The sequence below is a fragment of the Azospirillum ramasamyi genome, from assembly GCF_003233655.1.
In the GTDB taxonomy this organism is placed as follows: Bacteria; Pseudomonadota; Alphaproteobacteria; order Azospirillales; family Azospirillaceae; genus Azospirillum; species Azospirillum ramasamyi.
The window spans coordinates 1771970-1790410 of sequence record NZ_CP029829.1; the positions used below are offsets into that span (position 1 = coordinate 1771970).

Sequence of the window (18441 nt, forward strand, 5' to 3'; positions counted from 1 at the left end):
AAGCGCCCGCTCCCACCCTGGATGTTGCGGGCGCCAGTCTGCCGGAAGCGGGACGGTTCAGGCAATGCGGACGAGAGGGGCGGACGAGGCCGTTGGACGAGGCCGGTGGACGAGGAGGGCCGGACTATCCTTCGCCGGAGAAGCAGCCGTTGCGGGCGGCGACCACCGCCACCTGGGTGCGGTTGCGCACGCCCAGCTTCTGCATGATGGCGCGGACATGCACCTTCACCGTGCCTTCCAGCACGCCAAGGCCGCGGGCGATCTCCTTGTTGGAATGGCCGGCCAGCAGCAGTTCGAACACGTCGCGCTGGCGGTCGGTCAGCCGGTCGAGGATGTCGTCGTTGCCGCGCGGCCCCTCGCTCAGCGCTCCGTTCAGGACGGCACGCGGCAGCGGCAGGAAGACGTCGCCGCTGAGCGCCAGCGAAATGGCATGCTCCAGCACCTCCGGCGGACTGGTCTTCAGCACATAGCCGCGGGCGCCCATTCGAACGCTCTCAACGATGTCCGCCACCTCGTCGGAGTTGGTCAGGATCAGGACGGGCACCGCGACCAACGTTTCCTTCAGCCGGCGCAGTCCGTCGCCGGCGCCGGCGGCGACATCCGCATCGTCCAGGCGCTGCGGGCCGGGGTCATACAGGACCAGCACCAGTTCGGGAGTCTTGCGGCCGATATCCAGCGCTTCATCCAACGACCCGGCCTCCATCACGCGCGTTCCGGGGTAGATTTCACCGATGGACAGGGCGAAGCCGTGGCGAACCATCGGCTGCTCGTCGACCACCAGAAAAATCCGTGTCGGATTGCCCGCGCTACGCGAACTGCCGCGCGCTTGAAGCTCGAACTCCATCGTGTCCCCTTACGTTCAGCGGACTACTTTCCAGTAGGGCCAAGAACACCCAAAAAGCCCCATTGGGAAAGCGGTTCATTCGCGACCCTCTATGGTGTGCCTACCTCTCAATATCGAATGAACGGATCTCCGTTCAATTTCTTCCGAAATCCGATCTATTGGCTGTGACTTTCCTGTTCTCATCTTGCGCGTTTGGTTAATGAACCGTATAAATCATCCGAACACAAAGCGTAAAGCCCGCTGTTCCGAACAATATTGGTCTAATTTTTTAAGTTCGGAGTCTGTCTGGACCGGAACAACCGGCCCAATCCTTGGCTCTGGTCTTCAGACCAGGGTCCAGGGAATGCAGATCGAAGGGGGAAATCGCCGCCGCCCGGCAATGGGCGGCTCAGCGGAGGATGACCGATGAAGACTTGGACTGTGATGCTGGTCGACCACGACCGGCTTTTCTCTGCGGCTTTGGCGACGCTGATCGGCGGCGGCCCCTTCCGGGTCACCGCCCATGCGGCCAGTGCCGACGACGCGCTCGACCTCATCGCCGACGGCGACCAGCCCGATCTGATCGTACTGGCGCTGCAGGATGGCATGCCCGAGGAGATCGCCGGCATCCGCCGCCTGCGCGAAGGCACCTCGGCGCGGATCGTCGTGCTGGCCGACACCATCGCCGACCGCAGCCTGTCGCAGTCGCTCAAGGCGGGTGCCGACGCCTATCTGAACAAGAGCATGTCGAGCGAGAGCCTGCTGCGCTCCCTTCGGCTGGTGATGCTGGGCGAGGTGGTCTATCCCACCCATGTCGCCGGCCTGCTGATGGCCGCGGCGAACGAACGTCCGCAGCACACCCCGACGCCCATCACCATGCCGCCCAGCGGCGACCTGTCGAAACGCGAGGTGCAGATCCTGCGCTGCCTTCTGGCCGGCCAGTCGAACAAGGCCATCGCGCGCAACCTGCACATCACGGAATCCACCGTGAAGATGCATTTCAAGAACGTGATGCGGAAGATCAACGCGCAGAACCGCACCCAGGCCGCGGTGTGGGCGATCCAGAACGGGTTGTCGCCGTTGGTGACGGCCTAGGGGCTGTTTGGTTGGGGGAGGTGTCTGGCGGTTCCCTTTTTGCACCAACGTCTCAAGACGGAGAAGGCCGGCGCTCCGTAAAAGCGCCGGCCACCGGGTGAACACCCTGCGGAACGGGACCGCTCCCGGTTAGGAAGCCGGATCCTTGAGGAAGCCGACGACCTCGTGCTGGAACAGCTGGTGGCCCTTCTGCAGGTGCATCATGTGACCGGCGTTCGGGATGACGACATACTTCTTCTGCGGGTTCGGCAGACTCGCGAAGAAGGGCAGCAGGCCGTCGGTGTCCGCCACGTCGTCGTACTGGCCGTGGATGACCATCGTCGGCACGGGGATCAGGCGCGGGTTGACCATCGGCAGCGCCGTGGCGAGGTCGAGCTGCGGCCCGGTGGGGCTCTTGGTCTCCACCTTCGCGGCGATCGTGGCGAAGGTGGAGACCACGTCAGACTCGTTCACTTCGGCCGGCGTCATCGAGGTGAAGCGCGGCTTCCAGCCGGGCTCGGGGATGGTGATGTACGCGTTCTCCCGGAAGGCGTCGATACGGGCGCGGCGCCGGGCGACGTCGGGGCTGTCCACGTGCATCTGGGCGTAGGTGACGTATTTATCGACGGTGCCGGGATTGTCCATCACATACATCCCGCCATACTGCGTTCCCCAGGACCACGCGACCAGGCTGACCTTGGAGGCGCCGCGCAGCTTCAGGATATGATCGATGGCGGCCTTCAGGTCCTCCTTCGCCTGCCCGGTGGTCATGTGCTTGTCCGGGCGGGTCGAACGCCCGAAACCGCGGGTGTCGAGCGCGAAGACGTCGAACCCTTCCCGCGCCAGCCGGTCCATCAGGCTGTAGGAGGGCTTGCCCGGAACCTGCAGGTCGAAGCTTTCCTTGCCGGCGGTAGCGGAGCCGTGCGCCAGAACCACGATCTTCTTGCCGGTCGGCTTGTCCGTGAATTTCTCCCAGACATAGATCCGGGTGTCGGCGTTCTCGACCCAATGCTCGACCCCGACCACCTCGCCGGCAGCCAGAGCGGGCGAACAGGCCATCGCGTACAGGGCCATGCCAAGCCCGATCATCGCATGTCTCATTTTCTGCATTCCGTTGTTTTTTATCGCTGGTTGGTGAGAAGGGAGGCCCGGCCTACGGGTTTCCCTCCTCCGTGGTTCCTGACCCAGGGGGCTTGCGCCCGGGGTTCTCAGCCGGCCCTGACGGTGGCGATGAAGCTCGCGACCTCTTCGCGAAGGCGCTCCGCCTCCTGGGCGAGGCCCTGCGAAGCGCCCAGCACCTGGGTGGCCGCGCTGCCGGTGTCGGTCGCCACGCGGTTCACGCCGACGATGTTGGTGGACACGACTTCGGTGCCGCGAGCCGCCTGGGTGATGTTGCCGGCGATGTTCTGGGTCGCCGCGTTCTGTTCCTCGATGGCCGAGGCGATGCCCGTGGCGATCTCGTTCATCTGGCCGATGGTCTTGGCGATGGCTTCGATCGCCCCCTGCGCGCCGGTCGTCGCCGCCTGGATCTCCACGACCTTGGACTGAATGCCCTCGGTGGCGCGGGCCGTCTGCGTCGCCAGAGCCTTCACTTCGCTGGCGACGACGGCGAAGCCCTTGCCGGCCTCGCCCGCGCGGGCGGCTTCGATTGTGGCGTTCAGCGCCAGCAGGTTGGTCTGGCCGGCGATGTTGTTGATCAACTCCACGACCTGACCGATCTCGCTCGCGGCGTCCACCAGGCTGCGGATCGCTTCGTTGGTCCGCTGCGCCTCGCCCACCGCCTGCTCGGCGATGCGGGTGGAGGTGTCGACCTGACGGCCGATTTCGGTGATGGACGCGGACAGTTCCTCGGCGGCGACGGCCACCGTCTGAACGTTGGTGGAGGCCTGTTCGGACGCGGCGGCCACTGCGGTGATCTGCCGAACGCTGTCTTCCGCCGCGTGGGAGAGGGATCGGGCCGAGGCCTGCATCTCCGTCGCGGCGGAGGCCACCGTGTCGACGATGTTCTTCACGCTGCCTTCGAAGTCGGCGGCCATCGTCAGCATTGCCTGATGCTTTTCCTGTTCGGCTCGGCGCGTGTATTCCATTTGATCGGTTTCCAGGCGGGCCTTGGTCGCGGCGTTCTCCTTGAACACCTGGACGGCCTGAGCCATGGCGCCGATCTCGTCGCGTCGGCCGGTTTCCGGAAATGTGACGGACAGGTCGCCATCGGCCAGAAGGCGCATGTTGCGGCTCAGCCGCGCGATGGCGGTGCTGACGGTCTGGCCGACCAGAGCGATCAGGGCGATGGCCGGCAACGCCAGAAGGGCCACGATCCCCAGCATCTTCCAGAGCTGCCCCATCGTCGCGGTCTGCAGATCGTCGATGGTGACGCCGGTGCTGATGAAAATCTGCCAGGGTTCGAAGCCGCGGACGTAGGACAGCTTCTCCTCGGTTTCGTCGGTGCCGTTGTTGTTGACGAACCAGGGGTACAGGTAGGTGCCTTCCCCTTGCTTGGCGATTTGCACCATGGCCGGCAGGATCGGCACGCCCTTGGCGTCCTTCAGCCCCGACGCGTCCTTGCCCATCACCTTGGCGTTGCGATGCGCGAAGCCAAAATTGTCATAGGTGTAGGAGAACAGGTAACCGTCGCCCTGGTATTTGAGCGCCAGCAGCATGTCCTTGAACCGGGCCTGAGCCTCGTCGCGCGAGATTTTCCCGGCTACGACATCGGCTTCGTACTTTTCTGCGATGCTGTGGCCAATGTCGACCAGCGACTTCAACGAGGCCACCCGGTCCTCGTACATGCGCTGATGATTCAGGTACAGGCCGGCACCGGCAATCGCCAGACAGGCGATGCAGGCCGCACCGACAAGACCCCATAGTTTCGCGCGGATAGATATATTGAGATTAACCGTGGTCATGATGCTCGACCCTCACCTGAATACCAATGACTGATTCAGGTTTCTACTTATAATTGCTTAATTTTTTATTGTCGCTTCGCTGTATATTTCCTGCATGCCTCCCACCACTTCGAAGCATACCTCCTGCCGCATCAAAAAGTTCTGTCAAAAAAAGATCAAATTTGATTGTTGCGTTCGGCTTTTCAGCATGGCATTTGCTATTGAAATGATTCAGCGGGCCCGAACATTGTCGGCAAAAGCGCTGCCCCGCAGGATCTTAGGATCCGTTGCTTCGGTGACGTCGTATGTGACATTGCAAACCCTGTGTGACATTGCAAACCCTGGCGCAACCTCCGGCACAGTTCCTGGAGCGGCCAGCGTGGGCGTGCGGTGCGGAGACTATGATGCGGCTGGTAATCCTCAGTTCTGGAATGACGCAGGCCGCTCGGGCGCGATCACAGGTTGGATTCGTGTCTGTTGGAAACGACTATACCGATGCGCAGGCGTGAAGGGAAGGTGTTTGTTGGTGACAAGCAAACCCGAGCCGGCCGCATCTCCGGGGGCGGCTTCCCACCCCGGTTCATCCGGGAGTGTGGGCACCACGCCTCCCGCCGCGCGGGTCCAGGGGCTGGCCAGCCTTGTCGAACAGACGGCGCGCACCGTCCACGACCTGTGCTGGACCGCGGACATGCAGGCGGCCCAGTGGTCGGCCCTACGCTATTTCGGCAACGCCGGGGAACGTACGCGCAATGTCGTGGGCCTTGCGAAGTACCAGGGAACCAATCCCGGCACGGCATCCCGCACCATCGCCGCGCTTACGCGGCGGGGGTTGCTCGTGGTGGCGGTCTCGCCGGACGACAAGCGGGCACGGATCGTATCGCTGACCGACGCCGGACGGGCCTTGCTGGCGCAGGATCCGCTTCAGACGGTGGAAAGGGCCATCGCCGCCATGTCTCCGGAGGCGCAGGCTGACCTTGGGACGGGCCTGCGGGACCTGCTCGGGCGGTTGCTGACGGCCGGAACCGACGGGTCAGAACCCAAAGGCGATGGCATCTAGGCCCAATACCGTGTCGTTAAGGTGCGCTGACACAAAATGCGGCGTGCCTGGAACGGGATTGCATACTGGATCATGAGCGACGATCTCGACATGGCCAGCTTAACGACACGGTGTTGGGGCTAACGCAGCAAGAATTCCCCCGCCCCTGCTACGCCTTCTACTCCGCCGCGTGGCGACGGCCGGTGTGGCGGCCTTCGCAGAACTCCTCGATCATCTTGCCGCAGAAGGCCGGAATGTCGTCGGGCTTGCGCGAGGTGACCAGACCGTGGTCGGTCACCACCTGCTCGTCGACCCAGGTCGCTCCCGCATTGCGCAGATCCGTCTGCAGCGACGGCCAGCTGGTCATGCGCTTGCCGCGCACGCCGCCGGCATCGATCAGCGTCCAGGGGCCGTGGCAGATCGCCGCGATGGGCCGGCCGGACGTGACGAAGCCCTTGATGAACTCGATCGCCTTGGGCTCCAACCGCAGCGCATCGGGGTTGATCACGCCGCCGGGCAAAAGCAGCGCGTCGTAGCGGGCGGCATCGGCCTGATCGAGCGTCACGTCCACGTCGACCATGTCGCCGCGGTCATGGTGATTCCAGCCCTGGATCTGCCCGGCCTTGGGCGCGACCACATGAACCGTGGCGCCGGCGTCGCGCAGCGCCTTCACCGGTTCGGTCAGTTCCACCTGTTCGAAGCCGTCGGTGGCGAGGACGGCGACGGTCTTCCCGTCGAGTTTCTTAGCCATGGAGGGTTCTCCTTCGCGGAAGGTCGTACCGCAGCAACCGGATTACCCCTGGATGGTTCCCTGGGAACTGTCCCGCAATTCCCATGTTGATTGTGACATACGAGCCACACATCAGCAGCGATGGGAGCCCGACTCATGCGGTTCCAGACCATGTTGGCCGGCCTTGCGCTGGCGACGACCCTATCCTTTGCCCATGCCGAGTCGGCGCGGGCCGCCGATCCGCGCAGCGGTGACGACCTCGTCGGCGTCGAGGTGACCGGCCTGCTCGGCGAGGAACTGGGCCAGATCGTTTCCGTTTCCCCGGCCGCCAAAAGCAAGGACGACAGCATCCTGGTCGAGGCCAGCGGCATGCTGGACGTCGGCCACCGCTTCTTCACCGTCCACCGCTCGCAGCTTTCGCCGGGCGATGCCGAGGATACCGTCACCTACAAGAAGACCGCGGAGGAGGTAATCCGCCGTTTGCACGGCGACGCCCAGGTCGCGGAGCGCTGAACCGGCGCTCCGCCAAGCCGCCCGACATTCATGCGGCACCGGTCAGGCGGTCCGGTCGGGAGTAGTTTCGTCGGGATGGCAGGGTTTGCAGCCGGTGGGCCAGGGCTCGCCCAGATCCTCCACCAACATGCGCCAGGACGGTCCGTCCAGGCGGACACAGCCGCCGCCGGCGAAATGCAGGGCGACTCCGCCCTCCACCGTCTCCATCGACAGCAGTTCCAGCATCCGGCCGCGGTCCTTCAGGTCGAAGCCGCGCAGCTTCGCCCCGGTTATCCCCTCCACCCTTACGCCGCAATGGACCCGCTCATAGGGAGCCAGATCGTCGTCGTCGGCGGTCGGGCCGGGACGTGGCTGGTCGGCCGCCTCCCAGCGAAAGCGGTTGACGACCATGACGAACCGCTTCTCGTCGGGCTGGAAGCACATGTCGCCGACCGGCAGGATGGCGTCCTGCAGACAGGCGGAAACGACCTTCAGGTCCTCCTCGTCTTCGGCACGCAGGCGGATCGGGGTGATGGCCGTCATGATCGGGGGCACCTCTCGGGAAAGGCCAGCCTCAATGGGATGGCGGGAGGGGCGCCCCCGCCGCTTACTCGTCGCCGCCGTGGATGCGTTCGATCTCCGCACCGCAGGCGGCCAGCTTCTCCTCCACCCGCTCATAGCCGCGGTCGAGGTGATAGACGCGGTTGACCGTCGTCTCCCCCTCCGCCGCCAGCCCGGCGAGCACCAGCGACACCGAAGCGCGCAGGTCCGTCGCCATCACGGGCGCACCGGTCAGCCTCTCCACACCGCGCACCAGGGCCGACGAGCCGTGGACCGTGATCCGCGCGCCCATGCGCGTCAGCTCCGGCGCGTGCATGAAACGGTTCTCGAAGATCGTTTCCGTGATCATCGCCGCGCCCTTGGCCGTGCACATCAGGGCCATCATCTGGGCCTGAAGGTCGGTGGGGAAGCCGGGGAACGGCTCGGTCATCACATCGACGCCGTGCAGTTCGCCGTTGGCGCGCGAAACGCGGATCCCGTTCTCGATCTCCTCGAAGGCGACGCCGGCCGGAGCCAGCGCCTTGACCGCCGCCTTGATCAGATCGAGACGGGTGTTCATGATGTCAAGACGGCCCCCGGTGATCGCCGCGGCCATGGCGTAGGTGCCGGTCTCGATGCGGTCGGCCACCACCATGTGGCGGGCGCCGTGCAGCCGGTCCACACCCTCGATCACCAGCCGGTCCGTGCCGATGCCGGTGATCTTCGCCCCCATCTTGACCAGGCATTCGGCGAGGTCGGTCACTTCCGGCTCGCGCGCGGCGTTGACCAGGATGGTGGTGCCCTTGGCCAGCGTGGCGGCCATCAGCAGGTTCTCGGTCGCGCCCACCGACACCTTGGGGAAGACGTATTCCGCACCGCGCAGACCGCCGGCCGAGGCCTTGGCGACGATGTAGCCCGCCTCGATCCGGATGTCGGCGCCCATCGCCTCCAGACCCTTGATGTGCAGGTCGACCGGACGGGCGCCGATGGCGCAGCCGCCGGGCAGCGACACCTTGGCCTCGCCGCAGCGGGCCAGCAGCGGACCCAGCACCAGCACGCTGGCGCGCATCTTGCGGACCAGATCGTAGGGGGCGGTGGTGTTGGTGACGTCGCGCGCGGTGAAGTCCACGGCACGGCCGGCGCAATCGCCGCCGGCGCCGGCCATGTGGATCGCCACGCCGTGCTGCAGCAGCAGATTGCACAGCGTGTTGATGTCGGCCAGGATCGGCAGGTTGGTCAGCGTCAGCGTCTCGTCGGTGAGCAGCGACGCCGTCATCAGCGGCAGGGCGGCGTTCTTGGCTCCACCAACGGTGATGGAGCCGTTCAGCGGGCGGCCGCCGCGGATGCGGATCTTGTCCATGGACCTGTTTCTTTCGCGGATACGCCTTCGAAAAAAGGCGTTCAGATGTAGAAGCGCTCAGAGCCGGGGCAGCGTGACGCCCTTCTGCCCCATGTATTTGCCCGACTTGTCGGCGTAGGACACCTCGCACACGCTGTCGCCCTTCAGGAACAGGAACTGGCACAGCCCCTCGTTCGCATAGACCTTGGCGGGCAGCGGGGTGGTGTTGGAGATCTCCAGCGTGACGTGGCCTTCCCACTCCGGCTCCAGCGGGGTGACGTTCACGATCAGGCCGCAGCGGGCATAGGTGCTCTTGCCCAGGCAGATGACCAGGACGTCGCGCGGAATGCGGAAATACTCCACCGTGCGGGCCAGCGCGAAGCTGTTGGGCGGGATGATGCAGACGTCGGTCTTGCGGTCGACGAAACTCGAATCGTCGAAGCGCTTCGGGTCGACGATGGCGTTGTCGACATTGGTGAAGATCTTGAACTCGTCGGCGACCCGGGCGTCGTAGCCGTAGGACGATACGCCGTAGGAGATCACGCCTTCGCGCTTCTGGGTCTCGACGAAGGGCTCGATCATGCCCTTGGTCTCGGCCATCTCGCGGATCCAGCTGTCCGGCATGATGCCCATCGCGGGGGTACTCCTTGGCGTATCGATTGGATGGAGGGGTCGTGAAGGCTGGTTTGTAGCCGAGCACGCGGCGGCGCTCAAGGAAAGCGAGGCCGCTCGACGCGCATGGACGGTTCTTTATCACGGCGCTGGTCTTGCCCGCCGCCACGGTTAAGCTGCCCGACATGATCCAGAGCTTCACCCTGTCCGTAACGGACACCCCCGCCCCGGCCGACCTGGCCGGAATTTTCGACGGCCTGCGCGACTACAACGAGGCGTCGCTCGGCCGTCCCTATGACCGCCGCGACCTGGTGGCCGTCGCCCGCGATGCGGACGGCGCGCTGAAGGGCGGGCTGGTCGGCTACACCAATTGGGAATGGCTGTATGTCGACCTGCTGTGGGTTGACGAATCGACCCGCGGCAGCGGCCTGGGCGGCCGGATTCTGGCGGCGGCGGAGCAGGAGGCGCGCCTGCGCGGCTGCCGCTGGTCGCGGCTCTACACCTACGACTTCCAGGCGCCGGGATTCTACCCGAAGCAGGGCTATTCGGTGTGGGCGGAAATGGAAGGCTATCCGCCGGGGCACAGGCAGATCTGGTTCAGGAAGGACTTGGCTTAGGGATCCTGCGGATTTTGGGGAGGTCAGCCCCCCACCTAACCTCCCCCGCTCTCAGCGGACCCGCGGTCCGCCTGTCGCGTCAGCACAAAGCGAGGCTTTGTGCGAGAGCTGGGCGGGGGAGGGTTAGGGTGAAGGTTTAACGCCCACTCACTCCCCGCGCTGCCGCGCCTGCTCCTTGCGCTTGCGCAGATTCTCGCGCAACCGGGCGGCAAGGCGTTCGTCACGGGCGGTCGCCGCCGGCTTCGGCTTCACCGGGGCCGGCGGCGCTTCCTTCATCGTCTCGGCGGTGTCGTCCATCGGAGCGGCTCCGCGACCGGCCTCGGCGGCCGGCCTCAGTGGTTGGACTGGTGCAGGATCTGGTCGCGCAGGCCGGTGTCATACGCGACGCCGGTCGCGGTGAGGATCGCCGCGCCGGGGGTGCGCTTCACGATGCCCTTGCGCTCCAGGATGGTCCAGACGGCGTCGTTCTGCAGGCCGGTGGCGTCCTTGGCGGAAACGACGGAATGGCCGAGATGGAAATGGTTGCCATGGGCATGCGGCAGGGCGGTGATCTGGAAGCCACCCTCCTCGTCCTCGGCCGGCTTGTTCTCCAGGCGGGCAAGCTCCTGCAGCAGGGTCAGGGTGCGCAGCTGCAGCGGGTTCAGGTTCAGCGGATTCTTCTTCGGGGGCATCGATGGTCCCATCGGTCCTGATGTGTCGCGGTCGCGCAGTAGACCGGCAGCGTGGAGCGCCTGTCAAGCGTGCCAACCGGTCACGGAAAGGTCGTGGATGGAGGCTGGCGCCCCGGCCGCCGCTGGGGCATAAGACCGGCGGACCATCGTCATAAGGGCCTTGAGACCATGACCATCCTCGTCACCGGTGCCGCCGGCTTCATCGGATCGCATGTCGCCGCCGCTCTGCTGGACCGCGGGGAGAGCGTGCTCGGCCTCGACAACCTGAACGACTATTACGCGGTTGCCCTGAAGGAGGCGCGGCTCGCCCGGCTGACCGGCCGGCCCGGCTTCCGCTTCCTCAAGGCCGACATCTCCGACCGCGCGACGGTCGAGGGGCTGTGGCCGCAGTTCACCGACGTGACGGGCGTGGTCCATCTGGCGGCACAGCCGGGCGTCCGCTATTCCATCGAGAATCCCTATGCCTATGTCGACGCCAATGTCACCGGACAGGTGACGCTGCTGGAGGCGGCGCGCCGCATGCCCGGCTTGCGGCATTTCGTCTATGCCTCGACCTCGTCCGTCTACGGCGCCAACCGCAAGAAGCCGTTCTCGGTGGAGGACCGGGTGGACAGCCCCGTATCGGTCTATGCCGCCACCAAGAAGGCGGCGGAAATGCTGGCCTTCACCTACAGCCATCTCTACCAGATGCCGATGACCGGCCTGCGCTTCTTCACGGTCTACGGCCCGTGGAGCCGGCCGGACATGGCGACCTGGCTGTTCGCCGACGCCATCACCGCCGGCCGGCCGATCCGCGTCTTCAACGGCGGCAAGATGAAGCGCGACTTCACCTATATCGACGACATCGTCGCCGGCGTGCTGGCCGCCCTCGACCGCCCTGCCCCCGTCGACGCGGAAACCGGCGCCCCGCACCGCGTCTTCAACCTCGGCAACAACCGGTGCGAGGAGCTGATGCGCTTCATCGGCGTGCTGGAGCAGGCTTTCGGCCGCGAGGCGGTGAAGGTGATGGAACCGATGCAGGCCGGCGATGTGCAGGAAACCGCCGCCGACATCGAGTTGAGCCGCCAGGTGCTGGGCTTCGAACCGAAAACCCCCATCGAGATCGGCCTGCCCCGCTTCGTGGAGTGGTACAAGGGCTACCACAAGCTCTGACCCTCCCCTTTCCTCCACGTCCCGAGCCACCATGACCCCCACCGCCTACTCGACCGCCTTGATCGGTGTCTTCCTGCTGTGTCTGGCCGTCGGCTGGTACCTGTCGACGCGGGTGCTGCGCTATCTGCTGGCCAGCAGCATCATGGACATCCCGAACGAGCGGTCGAGCCATCAGGCTCCCACCCCGCGCGGCGGCGGCTGGGCGGTGATGCTGACGGTGGTGCCGGTCTTCGCCATCGCCGGGATCGCCTTCGGACGGCCGCTGGAGACGGCGGCGGTGCTGCTGGGGACGCTGGCGCTGATGGGGGTGTCGTGGATGGACGACCGGCGCGAATTGTCGCCGCTGCTGCGGCTGGCGGTGCAGGCGCTGGCGGTGGCCTTCGGGCTGCTGGCGCTGCCGTCCGACCAGCTGGTTTGGCAGGGCTGGCTGCCCTGGGGGCTGGACCGGGCGGCGACCGCCTTCCTGTGGCTGTGGTTCGTCAACCTCTACAATTTCATGGACGGGATCGACGGGCTGGCCGGCAGCGAGACGATCCTGATCGGCGGCGGCGTTGCATTGGTATCGCTGGTCATGGGCGATTTCGGGCTGACCGGCGTCGCCGGAGCGGCGCTGGCCGGGGCGGCGGCGGGGTTCCTGACCCACAATTGGCGGCCGGCCCGCATGTTCATGGGCGATGTCGGCAGCATCCCGCTCGGCCATATACTGGCCTTCCTTCTGGCCTCGCTGGCGGCGCGCGGCGACTGGGCGGCGGCGCTGATCCTGCCCGCCTATTACCTGACCGACGCCACCATCACGCTGCTGCGACGGCTGCTGCGCGGCGAGAAGATCTGGCAGGCCCACCGCGAGCATTTCTATCAGAAGGCCGCCAGGGGCGTCGGCCGGCATGACCGCGTGGTGCTGACCATCGTCGGCTACAGCCTGGTCCTCGTCGTCGCGGCGCTGGCCGCCGGGAGCTTCGGCGCCTGGACGCTCGTGCCCGGCGCCGTGGCCGTCGCGCTGCTGCTGGCGACGCTGACGCGCATGTCGAAGGCCTGACCCCCATGACCTCCGCTTTCCTCGACCTGTCGGTCGTCCTTTACCATCCCGACCCGGAGCTTCTGGCCCGCTCCCTCGACACCATCGGCGCCGCCGCCGACCGGCTGGCCGAGGCGGCCGGGGTGCAGACCCGGCTTTGGATCGTCGACAATGGCGCGCCGAAGGGCAGCGACGCGGCGTCCACTCCCTTCCGGCCATTGCTCGACCGTTATGCGGAGGGCGGTCGGCCGCCGGTGACGTTGATCGCCGGGCATGGCAATGTCGGCTACGGCGCCGGCCACAATCTCGCCATCCGGCGGGGCAACGCGCCCTATCACCTGATCCTGAACTACGACATCCTGCTGGAACCGGACGCGCTGCTGGCGGGCTGGCGCTATATGGAGGCGCACCCGCGCACCGTGCTGCTGACGCCCAAGGTGTTCGGCCCGTCGGGCGAGCAGGAGTTCCTGTGCAAGCGCCGGCCGACCGTTCTGGATCTTGGCCTGCGCGCCTTCGCCCCGGCCCCGGTCAAGCGGATGTTCGCCCGGCGGCTCGACCGCTACGAGATGCGCGACGTCACCCGCGACGCCGTCGTCACCGGGCTGGAGCAGGTCAGCGGCGCCTTCATGCTGTTCCGGCGCGACGCGCTGACCCGGCTGGGCGGCTTCGACGACGGCTATTTCCTGTATTTCGAGGATTTCGACCTGTCGCGCCGGGCGATGGCGCTGGGTGAGATCGCCTATGTGCCGGACGTGCGCATGGTGCATTTCGGCGGCAAGGCCGCACGCAAGGGCGGCGCGCATATACGGATGTTCGCCCGCTCCGCCCTACGCTTTTTCAACACCCACGGATGGCGGCTGGTCTGAGCTGTGCGATTTCCGCAGCCCGGGCCGGCCGCGGGTCTTCAGCAGCAGCGGGTTCCAGGCGATCATGCGGGCGACCTGCCCCAGCGTGGCCTTGCGGTCGCGCTGGATGGCGCGGCGCTTGGCGATCATGCGCGGCATTCCGCGCAGCGCATCGCGGATGCCGCGGCCGATGGCGCCGGTGCGGTCACTGCCCAGGCTGCGCACCACCAGATAGACCACCAGCAGCGCATGGCCGGCGAAGGCCAGCGGCAACAGCGGCAGCGGCATGTTCTTCACCATGGTCCACACCAGATTGCGGACGCCGTGATACTGGGCGAAGGTGCCGTACTGCTTGGACACGCCGCTGCTGACATGCTCCACCACCGCGTCGCCGACCTGGACCGCCGGTCCACCGTTGAGCCGGATGCGGAAGCCGAGATCGACATCCTCGCAATAGCAGAAGAAATCCTCGTCGAAGCCGCCGACGGCCTCGAAATGGTCTCGCCGGTACATGGCCGCGGCGGCGCAGGGCGAAAACACCGTTCCGCTGTAATAGGGCGGCTTCAGCATGCGCCGGTAATTGACCCGCCAGGCGAAGCCGAAGATGGAATACTGGTCGCCCTCGCCGTCGATCATATTGGGATCGTGCGAGAAGAGCTGGGTCGAGCCGAACATCGCCACGTCTGGCTGCGCGCTGGCGGCGGCCTGCAGCCGCTCCATCCAGTCGCGGCGCGGGAAGGCGTCGGGGTTCAGCGTGACGATCCAGGGAACGGCGGCACCGGCGGCGCCGACATTGTTGGCCTTGGCGAAGCCCACATTCGTGTCCAGCCGGATCATGCGGAACCGCGGATCGGCAGGCAGGGCGATGCCGTCGACGTCCTTCGAGGCGTTGTCGACGATCACCACCTCGAAAGCGGGATCGGTCTGGTCGAGCAGACAGCCAATGACGCGATTGACGAAGTCGGCGCAATTAAAGCTGACGATAATGATCCGGCTGTGCCGATCATTTGCATCGTCCACGAGATGTGACATGTCTTGGTAGCGTCCTTATTTACGCGTCCCTGACCAGCTTATAGCCATTCCCTTCATCGACTGAAAGCCGGAAAAGGGGCGTGAGACTTTGCGCCGTGGCGCAACCTGGCCAAACCGGATAATAGATCGTCGTTCAATCCACCATGCGAACCAAGCCCGGACCCTCCCGCCCATGCGCGTTCTCCTGACCGGCGCCACCGGCTTCGTCGGCCGCCACACCGTCCCGCTGCTGGCCGCCCACGGACATCAGGTGCGCGCGGCCCTGCGCACCGCCGCCGAAGGCCCGTGGGAGCCGGCCGTCGTCGGCGACATCGGCCCCGACACCGATTGGACCACCGCACTCGCCGGCATGGACGCGGTGATCCACATGGCGGCCCGCGTCCATGTGATGCGCGACACCGCATCCGATCCGCTGGCGGAGTTCCGCCGCGTAAACACCGCCGGCACCGTCCGGCTGGCCGAACAGGCGGCGGCGGCCGGGGTGAAGCGCTTCGTCTTCCTCAGCAGCATCAAGGCGATGGTGGACGAAAGCCGCCCCACCCCGCTGGACGCGGCGGCGACGCCCGACCCGCACAGCCCCTATGGCGTGTCGAAGCTGGAGGCCGAGCGCGCGCTGGCGGAGATCGCGGCCCGCACCGGCATGGAGGTGGCGGTGATCCGCCCGCCGCTGGTCTATGGCCCCGGCGCCGCCGGCAACATGCGGGCCTTGCTGAAGCTGGTGGCGGCCGGCCTGCCCTTGCCCTTGGGCGGCATCCGCAACCGCCGCAGCCTGATCTATGTCGGCAACCTCGCCGACGCCGTGGTGACGGTGCTGGAGCATCCCGACGCCGCCGGGCAGACCTTCCTGGTCCAGGATGGGGAGCCGCTGTCGACCGCCGATCTGGTGCGCGCCATCGCCGCCGCGCTCGGCCGCCCGGCCCGGCTGGTCGCGGTGCCGCAGGGGCTGATGGCGCTGGGCGCGACGCTGACCGGGACGCGGGCGGTGTTCGACCGGCTGGCCGGCACGCTGACGGTGGACGACGGCCCCATCCGCGACAGGCTCGGCTGGCGCCCGCCGCATGACCTTGCGACCGGGTTGCGCGCCACGGCGGAATGGTTCAAAGCTTCCCGCGGCTGATTTCCGGGCTGGATCCGCCGTCACAGGCTCCAGCTGCCGAACGAAAGAACAAGGTTTAGCGGCATGCGCATCCCGTCCGCACGGGCATCCCTGGTGTTCCTGCATGATCTGGTGATGACCGGGGTGGCCCTGGTCGTCGCGCTCTATCTGCGGGTCGGCGGTTCCGCCTTCGGTCTCTATTTCGATGCGCTGGCCATCGCGCTGCCGGTGCTGGTCGGCGTTTCGGCGGTGGTGTTCGTGCTGTTCGGGCTCTACCGCGGCATCTGGCGCTACGCCTCCATCCCCGACCTGATGCAGGTGGTGCGCGCCGTCACCGTGGCGGTGCTGTGCTTCGTGCTGGCGATGTTCCTGCTGACGCGCGCCGAACTTCTGCCCCGCTCGCTGCCGCCGATCCTGTGGCTGGTGCAGATGCTGCTGCTCGGCGGACCGCGCTTCGGCTACCGCTTCCTGAAGGACCGCCGTTTCAGCTGGGCCGAGGCGGTGGAGGGCGTGCCGCGCATCCCCGTCCTGCTGCTGGGCGTCGGCGACGCGGCGGAGCTGTTCATCCGCTCGCTCGACCAGCCGGGGCAGTCGGCCTACCGCGTGGTCGGCATCCTCGACGACAAGGGCCGGCGCATCGGCCATGCCGTGCGCGGCGTCCCGGTGCTGGGCGGCCCCGACGACCTCGAACAGGTGGTCCAGACCCTGGAGCGCAAGGGCGAACGGCCGCAGCGGCTGATCGTCACCAAGGGCAATGCCGAGTTGAAGGGATCGACCCTGCGCAGCCTGCTCGACCGGGCGGAGGCGCTGGGGCTGGTCATGTCCCGCCTGCCCAGCCTGACCGAGTTCAAGTCCGCGTTGGGCGAAGGCAAGGGCGTGGAGGTGCGTCCCATCGCGCTGGAGGATCTGCTGGGCCGGCCGCAGGCGGTGCTGGACCGCGGCGCCATATCGGGGCTGATCGGCGGGCGGCGTGTGATCGTCACCGGCGCCGGCGGCACCATCGGCAGCGAGCTGGTCCGCCAGATCGCGGCGCTGGGGCCGGAACGGCTGATCCTGCTCGATGCCGGGGAGTTCAACCTCTACAGCATCGAGATGGAGGTGCGGGAGAAGTTCCCCGGCCTCGACACCCGCGCGGTGATCGCCGACGTCCGCGACCGCGACCGCATCATGCGTCTGTTCCAGGACGAGCGCCCGGCCCTGGTCTTCCACGCCGCCGCCCTCAAGCATGTGCCGCTGGTGGAGGCCAACCCGTGCGAGGGCGCGCTGACCAACGTGGTCGGCACCCGCAACGTGGCCGACGCGGCGCGCGCCGCCGGCTGCCTCGCCATGGTGCTGATCTCCACCGACAAGGCGATCCGCCCGACCAGCGTGATGGGCGCGGCGAAGCGCTTCGCCGAAACCTATTGCCAGGCGCTGGACGTGCTGCCGCCGCGCGACGGGGCGGAGCACGCCACCCGCTACATGACCGTGCGCTTCGGCAACGTGCTGGGCTCGTCCGGCTCGGTCGTGCCGCTGTTCACCCGGCAGCTGGCGCAGGGCGGGCCGCTGACCGTCACCCATCCCGACATGCGCCGCTATTTCATGACGGTGCGCGAGGCGGTGGAGCTTGTGCTGCAGGCGTCGGCCCACGGCGCCACCCGCGCCGAGGACCGCGGCAAGATCCTGGTCCTGGACATGGGCGAGCCGGTGAAGATCGCCGACCTCGCCCGCCAGATGATCCGGCTGGCCGGCTACCGGCCGGGGGTGGACATCGAGATCGCCTATACCGGCCTGCGTCCCGGCGAGAAGCTGTTCGAGGAAATCCTGACCGCCGCGGAGGCGCCCAGCCGCACCGAGGCCGACGGCGTCTTCCTCGCCTCCCCCCGGCTGATCGACTATGCGCTGGTCAACCGCGCGGTGGGCGAGCTGGAAGCGGCGGCGCGGGCCGGAGACGGCGAGCGCGTCCTGTCGATCCTCGGCACCGTCGTGCCCGATTTCCGCGCCGAAGCGGTGCTTCCGCCCGCCGCGACGCAGGCGTGATTTCGAGGATCGTTCCAGGCGCGGAAAAAAGTGAGCGGCAATGTGATTTTAAGCGCTTGCATCCCCCAAAAGCCTGTGGCATAACCCGCGCCACTTCGGGGGGCGGCCAAGCCTGGACGCCTCACCCGGACGCATCGCCCCGGCGATGATCGGTTATCGGGGCTGCCGTAGCTCAGTGGTAGAGCACTCCCTTGGTAAGGGAGAGGTCGAGAGTTCAATCCTCTCTGGCAGCACCATTCCCCCGATCTTGTCTTCAGGCGCCTGCATCTGGCGCTGCCGTAGCTCAGTGGTAGAGCACTCCCTTGGTAAGGGAGAGGTCGAGAGTTCAATCCTCTCTGGCAGCACCATTTCCCCCTTTTAAAACCTCCCCTTAAAATCAGCGCATCGCTTCCTTGACCTTGCCGCCGAAAGGCCGCAAGAAACGCGCGCGTTTTCACAACTGTGAACATTCAGGCGCGGGTTCGTT

At 66.7% G+C, this 18441-nt stretch carries 19 protein-coding genes and 2 tRNA genes; 11 read left to right on the forward strand and 10 right to left on the reverse strand.

Features of this window, described 5'->3' with window-relative positions; translation table 11 throughout:
* Window positions 1–124: 124 nt before the first annotated feature.
* A complete protein-coding gene (locus DM194_RS28530) occupies window positions 125–778 on the reverse strand; it encodes a LuxR C-terminal-related transcriptional regulator (RefSeq protein ID WP_246024146.1) in 654 nt (217 codons plus the stop codon).
* A 471-nt stretch (window positions 779–1249) separates the two neighbouring features.
* On the opposite strand from DM194_RS28530, the gene DM194_RS08250 reads away from it, so the two are divergent.
* The gene (locus tag DM194_RS08250) at window positions 1250–1918 is read left to right on the forward strand and encodes a LuxR C-terminal-related transcriptional regulator (protein WP_111066821.1); all 669 of its coding nucleotides are present in this window, start codon (window positions 1250–1252) and stop codon (window positions 1916–1918) included.
* Window positions 1919–2047: 129 nt separating this feature from the next.
* On the opposite strand, the gene DM194_RS08255 is transcribed toward DM194_RS08250, so the two are convergent.
* Window positions 2048–2998, reverse strand: coding sequence for an alpha/beta hydrolase (locus DM194_RS08255; protein WP_162629983.1), 951 nt, complete (start codon window positions 2996–2998; stop codon window positions 2048–2050).
* A gap of 107 nt (window positions 2999–3105) precedes the next feature.
* On the reverse strand, window positions 3106–4800 hold the full coding sequence (locus tag DM194_RS08260; RefSeq protein ID WP_111066825.1) for a methyl-accepting chemotaxis protein: 1695 nt from the start codon (window positions 4798–4800) through the stop codon (window positions 3106–3108).
* Window positions 4801–5371: 571 nt separating this feature from the next.
* On the opposite strand from DM194_RS08260, the gene DM194_RS28055 reads away from it, so the two are divergent.
* Window positions 5372–5836 carry a MarR family winged helix-turn-helix transcriptional regulator gene (locus tag DM194_RS28055; protein WP_162629984.1) on the forward strand — a complete coding sequence of 155 codons (465 nt, stop codon included), beginning with the start codon at window positions 5372–5374 and terminating at the stop codon, window positions 5834–5836.
* 157 nt (window positions 5837–5993) lie between these two features.
* Here DM194_RS28055 and DM194_RS08270 read toward each other — a convergent pair whose 3' ends face one another.
* On the reverse strand, window positions 5994–6566 hold the full coding sequence (locus tag DM194_RS08270) for a type 1 glutamine amidotransferase domain-containing protein (RefSeq protein WP_111066829.1): 573 nt from the start codon (window positions 6564–6566) through the stop codon (window positions 5994–5996).
* Between the two features lie 135 nt (window positions 6567–6701).
* Between DM194_RS08270 and DM194_RS08275 the strand changes: the two genes are divergently transcribed.
* On the forward strand, window positions 6702–7058 hold the full coding sequence (locus DM194_RS08275; RefSeq protein ID WP_111066831.1) for a hypothetical protein: 357 nt from the start codon (window positions 6702–6704) through the stop codon (window positions 7056–7058).
* 42 nt (window positions 7059–7100) lie between these two features.
* On the opposite strand, the gene DM194_RS08280 is transcribed toward DM194_RS08275, so the two are convergent.
* The 3 genes from DM194_RS08280 to dcd all read right to left on the reverse strand — a co-directional run bounded on the left by DM194_RS08280 (window position 7101) and on the right by dcd (window position 9549).
* The gene (locus DM194_RS08280) at window positions 7101–7580 is read right to left on the reverse strand and encodes a DUF2948 family protein (protein ID WP_111066833.1); all 480 of its coding nucleotides are present in this window, start codon (window positions 7578–7580) and stop codon (window positions 7101–7103) included.
* 64 nt (window positions 7581–7644) lie between these two features.
* A complete protein-coding gene (murA, locus tag DM194_RS08285; RefSeq protein ID WP_111066835.1) occupies window positions 7645–8937 on the reverse strand; it encodes a UDP-N-acetylglucosamine 1-carboxyvinyltransferase in 1293 nt (430 codons plus the stop codon).
* Window positions 8938–8994: 57 nt separating this feature from the next.
* Window positions 8995–9549 carry a dCTP deaminase gene (gene dcd, locus DM194_RS08290; RefSeq protein WP_014248468.1) on the reverse strand — a complete coding sequence of 185 codons (555 nt, stop codon included), beginning with the start codon at window positions 9547–9549 and terminating at the stop codon, window positions 8995–8997.
* 134 nt (window positions 9550–9683) lie between these two features.
* Between dcd and DM194_RS08295 the strand changes: the two genes are divergently transcribed.
* On the forward strand, window positions 9684–10145 hold the full coding sequence (locus DM194_RS08295; RefSeq protein ID WP_246024147.1) for a GNAT family N-acetyltransferase: 462 nt from the start codon (window positions 9684–9686) through the stop codon (window positions 10143–10145).
* Between the two features lie 147 nt (window positions 10146–10292).
* Here DM194_RS08295 and DM194_RS28425 read toward each other — a convergent pair whose 3' ends face one another.
* Both DM194_RS28425 and DM194_RS08300 read right to left on the reverse strand, forming a co-directional pair.
* Window positions 10293–10442, reverse strand: coding sequence for a hypothetical protein (locus DM194_RS28425; RefSeq protein ID WP_176581376.1), 150 nt, complete (start codon window positions 10440–10442; stop codon window positions 10293–10295).
* A 35-nt stretch (window positions 10443–10477) separates the two neighbouring features.
* A complete protein-coding gene (locus DM194_RS08300) occupies window positions 10478–10816 on the reverse strand; it encodes a hypothetical protein (RefSeq protein ID WP_111066837.1) in 339 nt (112 codons plus the stop codon).
* Between the two features lie 168 nt (window positions 10817–10984).
* On the opposite strand from DM194_RS08300, the gene DM194_RS08305 reads away from it, so the two are divergent.
* Genes DM194_RS08305 through DM194_RS08315 form a run of 3 tightly spaced genes read left to right on the forward strand, consistent with a single transcriptional unit; the run spans window position 10985 to window position 13849 of the window.
* Complete coding sequence (locus DM194_RS08305) at window positions 10985–11968, forward strand: NAD-dependent epimerase/dehydratase family protein (protein WP_111066838.1); 984 nt, start codon at window positions 10985–10987, stop codon at window positions 11966–11968.
* A 31-nt stretch (window positions 11969–11999) separates the two neighbouring features.
* Complete coding sequence (locus DM194_RS08310) at window positions 12000–13004, forward strand: MraY family glycosyltransferase (protein WP_111066840.1); 1005 nt, start codon at window positions 12000–12002, stop codon at window positions 13002–13004.
* A gap of 5 nt (window positions 13005–13009) precedes the next feature.
* Window positions 13010–13849, forward strand: coding sequence for a glycosyltransferase family 2 protein (locus DM194_RS08315; protein WP_111066843.1), 840 nt, complete (start codon window positions 13010–13012; stop codon window positions 13847–13849).
* Here DM194_RS08315 and DM194_RS08320 read toward each other — a convergent pair.
* Entirely contained in the window at window positions 13811–14860 is a 1050-nt protein-coding gene (locus tag DM194_RS08320) for a glycosyltransferase family 2 protein (RefSeq protein ID WP_111066846.1), read from the reverse strand. The genes DM194_RS08315 and DM194_RS08320 overlap by 39 nt on opposite strands.
* 172 nt (window positions 14861–15032) lie before the next feature.
* On the opposite strand from DM194_RS08320, the gene DM194_RS08325 reads away from it, so the two are divergent.
* The 4 genes from DM194_RS08325 (at window position 15033) to DM194_RS08340 (ending at window position 18322) form a co-directional block, all read left to right on the forward strand.
* Window positions 15033–15977: a UDP-glucose 4-epimerase family protein gene (locus DM194_RS08325; RefSeq protein WP_111066849.1), complete on the forward strand. Its 945-nt coding sequence runs from the start codon at window positions 15033–15035 to the stop codon at window positions 15975–15977.
* A gap of 63 nt (window positions 15978–16040) precedes the next feature.
* The gene (locus DM194_RS08330; RefSeq protein ID WP_111066852.1) at window positions 16041–17975 is read left to right on the forward strand and encodes a polysaccharide biosynthesis protein; all 1935 of its coding nucleotides are present in this window, start codon (window positions 16041–16043) and stop codon (window positions 17973–17975) included.
* Between the two features lie 161 nt (window positions 17976–18136).
* Window positions 18137–18211: transfer RNA gene (locus DM194_RS08335), tRNA-Thr, on the forward strand.
* Between the two features lie 36 nt (window positions 18212–18247).
* Window positions 18248–18322 (forward strand) — tRNA-Thr (locus DM194_RS08340).
* The last annotated feature ends 119 nt before the right edge of the window (window positions 18323–18441 follow it).